Origin of the sequence: Bradyrhizobium sp. ORS 375 (assembly GCF_000239775.1) — a bacterium.
Lineage (GTDB): Bacteria > Pseudomonadota > Alphaproteobacteria > Rhizobiales > Xanthobacteraceae > Bradyrhizobium.
Genome location: NZ_CAFI01000346.1, coordinates 1 through 2922, shown reverse-complemented (window position 1 = coordinate 2922; position 2922 = coordinate 1). Strand labels below are relative to the sequence as shown.

Here is a 2922-nt window from a genome sequence, read left to right as displayed (position 1 = left end):
CACGAGTCCCGCTCGACGTGATGAAATCTACTCCCATCACGCGCTCGACCTGGCTTCACGAGAACGGCACCCCGCTCGCTCCGTCTTTGGCGCACGAAGATGTGTGCCTTCCACGTCGTTCGGAGTTCGCGGACCCCCACCCCCAACCCCTCCCCGCAAGGGGGAGGGGAGCGCGCCGCCGGTGCGGCGGACATGGTACTTCAATCCGCGTGACTGGAGTTTCTGGACCCGTCCATGTATGCTCCGCTGACCTGTAACGGGTACGGCATGTCGATGTACGCTCGCAAATCTGCTCTCGCATTCGCATTCGCGCTCGTTTCGCTCGGCTTCGGCGCTTCCACAGCTCAGGCCCAGTCTGGCCCCGTGAAGTATTGGCTGCCCGGCTGGCCCGTTGGCTTCAGCGACTCCGGCAGCCTCGATTCCTACGGCAATTTTCCGAGCTTCACCGCCGATGGCCGTGACAGCGGCTTCTTCGCGCGGCGCTATAGCGTGTCCAGCAACTGGTCGAGCCTGGCCGGTGTCGGCCTCAGCCCCAGCATCGTCAACCGCTACGGCTCGCTCGGCACTTACACCACCGAGGGAGCGCAATACGGCTACACGTTCAAGAGCGGCGTCAGCTTCTATGGCGGCTTCGAGGCGCTGAAGGTCACGCCCGGCCTCGGCGGCCCGTTCGCGACGTTCGACGGGCGCTCGAGCTCGACGCCGGCTTACGCGATCAACGGCGGCGTCGAGTTCAAGCCGACCTCCAATGTCAGCCTGTCGCTCGGCTTCAGCTACGCCGGCCAGTCGTCCGACCGGATGGACAGCGACATCAACTCCCCGGCATTGCCCGGCGCCACGCCGCAGGCATTCACCAGCGGGCGGCGGTAGCTTTTTCGGGCGGCTCGATAGGGCGGCGCTGTCAACCCAATTCTTGCTGTCGTCCCGGACAAGCGCGCGCAGATCCGGGACCCATAACCCCAGGGAGATGTTTGAGGCACCCTGGTCGACCCATCTCACCCAATCACGACGGCCGGTGGTCATGGGTCCCGGCTCAAGGCCGGGACGACACCGGGTGTGGGGAGCGAGTGGGGCAACGCCACTCTGTGAACGCGGCTCGCCGCGCCGCCGAATCGAACTACGCCGCCGCCTTCAGCACCTTCACCAACTCGCGGTGGATGATCTCGTTGCCGCACACGACGTGCCCGGTCGCCAGCGCATCCTCCTTGCCGTCGATGCCCGACACGGTGCCGCCAGCCTCGCGCACCATGATCATGCCGGCGGCGATGTCCCAGGGCTGCAGGTCGCGTTCCCAATAGGCGTCGAAGCGGCCGGCGGCGACGAAGGCGAGGTCGAGAGAAGCGGCGCCGAAGCGGCGGAGACCGGCGACCTTGACCTGCAGCGAGGTCATCTCGCGCAGGAACAGCTGGTGGTCGCCGCGGCCGATATGCGGCAGGCCGCAGGCGATGACGCATTCGTGCAGCTGCTTGCGGGCGGCGACGCGCAGCCGCTGGTCGTTCAGGAAAGCGCCCTTGCCGCGCTCGGCGATGTACAGCTCGTCATTGGCCGGATTGTAGATCACGCCGGCGATCACGGTGTCCTCGCGCTGCAGCGCGATCGAGATCGCGAATTGCGGGATGCCGTGCAGGAAGTTGGTGGTGCCGTCGAGCGGATCGACGATCCAGGTGTGCGACTTGTCGCTGCCCTCGCGCTTGCCGCCTTCCTCGCCGAGGAAGCCGTAGCCGGGACGCGCCTTGGAGAGGTCCTCGTACAGCATCTCCTCGGCCTTCTTGTCGGCGCGCGAGACGAAATTGGCCGGTCCCTTCAGCGACACCTGCAGATGCTCGATCTCGCCGAGATCGCGCTTGAGGTTGCGGCCGGCGCGGCGCGCGGCCTTGACCATGACATTGATGAGGGCGGAGTGGATCATGTGCTCGATGCGCTGGGCTGACCGCACCTTGCGGTGCGCGCCTCGCCGGTAGCGGGGGCGGAGGCGGATGAAAATGGGGTGGCTGTGGGTGCCCTGAAGGGGCCGCCGCGTCAAGGCCGGAAGCGGCGGATCACGCCAGCCCGGCTATTGCCGGCCGATCACTTGATAGTGCCGAGCCAGCGCTTGGCAGCCTGCTCGCCCTTGGCGCGGTCCTCGGGCGGCATGTCGGCGAATTTCTCCTCCAGCTTGGGGTCACCCTTGCCGGCGGTCTTGGCCACCAGGTGCCACTTGTAGGCCTCGATCTTGTCCAGCGGCGTGGAGATGCCGTACCAAAGCACCCAGGCTAGCCGGTTCTGGGCCACTGGGCTGTTCTGCCGGGCGGCCCGGCGCAGGAGCGCAATCGCGGCCTGCTGGTCCTTCGGCACCCCGGTGCCGTTGAACAGCGCGATGGCGTATTCCACCTCGGCGTCGAGATTGTCGGCGAGCGCGGCGGCCTGCAGCAGGCGCGCGGCCTTCTCCAGATCCTTCGGCACGCCGGTTCCTTCCTTATAGAAGGTCGCCAGCGCGTATTGCGCCTCGGCATTGCCGGCATCCGCCGCCATGCGCAGCAGCTCAGCCGAGCGCTTGAGGTCCTGCGGCAGCGTCTGGCCGTCGAGATAGAGCAGCGCGAGATTATACGCCGCCTTCGGCTCGCCGAGCTTGGCGGCGGAAGCGAGCAGCTTGACCGCCTCGGGCTTGTCGACGGGACCGCCGCGTCCTGCCAGCCGCATCATCGCCAGCGCGAACATCGCCTCGCGATCGCCGGCCTCGGCGGCACGCTTGTACCAGATCGCCGCCTTCTCATAGTCACGGCGGATGCCCTGAGCGTTCTCATAGAGCTGGCCGAGCATCGCCATCGCCTTGGGATCGCCGGCCTGCGCCCGCGGCGTGGCGAGGTCGAACGCGGTCTTGTACTGGCCGCGCTGATAAGCGCCATAGACCAGGTCCACATTGGGGTCGTTGGCCGCCGGCTG

At 67.1% G+C, this 2922-nt stretch carries 3 protein-coding genes; 1 reads left to right on the top strand and 2 read right to left on the bottom strand.

Annotated features, from left to right (window positions below):
- The first annotated feature begins 267 nt into the window (after nucleotides 1-267).
- On the top strand, nucleotides 268-870 hold the full coding sequence (locus BRAO375_RS24870) for an outer membrane protein (protein WP_009030212.1): 603 nt from the start codon (nucleotides 268-270) through the stop codon (nucleotides 868-870).
- A 247-nt stretch (nucleotides 871-1117) separates the two neighbouring features.
- Here the strand turns inward: BRAO375_RS24870 and BRAO375_RS24865 are convergent, their stop codons facing one another.
- A complete protein-coding gene (locus BRAO375_RS24865) occupies nucleotides 1118-1909 on the bottom strand; it encodes an inositol monophosphatase family protein (protein ID WP_035642016.1) in 792 nt (263 codons plus the stop codon).
- Nucleotides 1910-2067: 158 nt separating this feature from the next.
- The coding region (locus tag BRAO375_RS24860; RefSeq protein WP_035642012.1) for a tetratricopeptide repeat protein at nucleotides 2068-2922 on the bottom strand (855 nt) is incomplete at its 5' end.

What these genes read in the sequence shown, in the direction of transcription:
- BRAO375_RS24870 (WP_009030212.1), top strand. Translation starts at nt 268, where the DNA reads ATGTCGATGTACGCTCGCAAATCTGCTCTCGCATTCGCATTCGCGCTC.
- BRAO375_RS24865 (WP_035642016.1), bottom strand. Translation starts at nt 1,909, where the DNA reads ATGATCCACTCCGCCCTCATCAATGTCATGGTCAAGGCCGCGCGCCGC.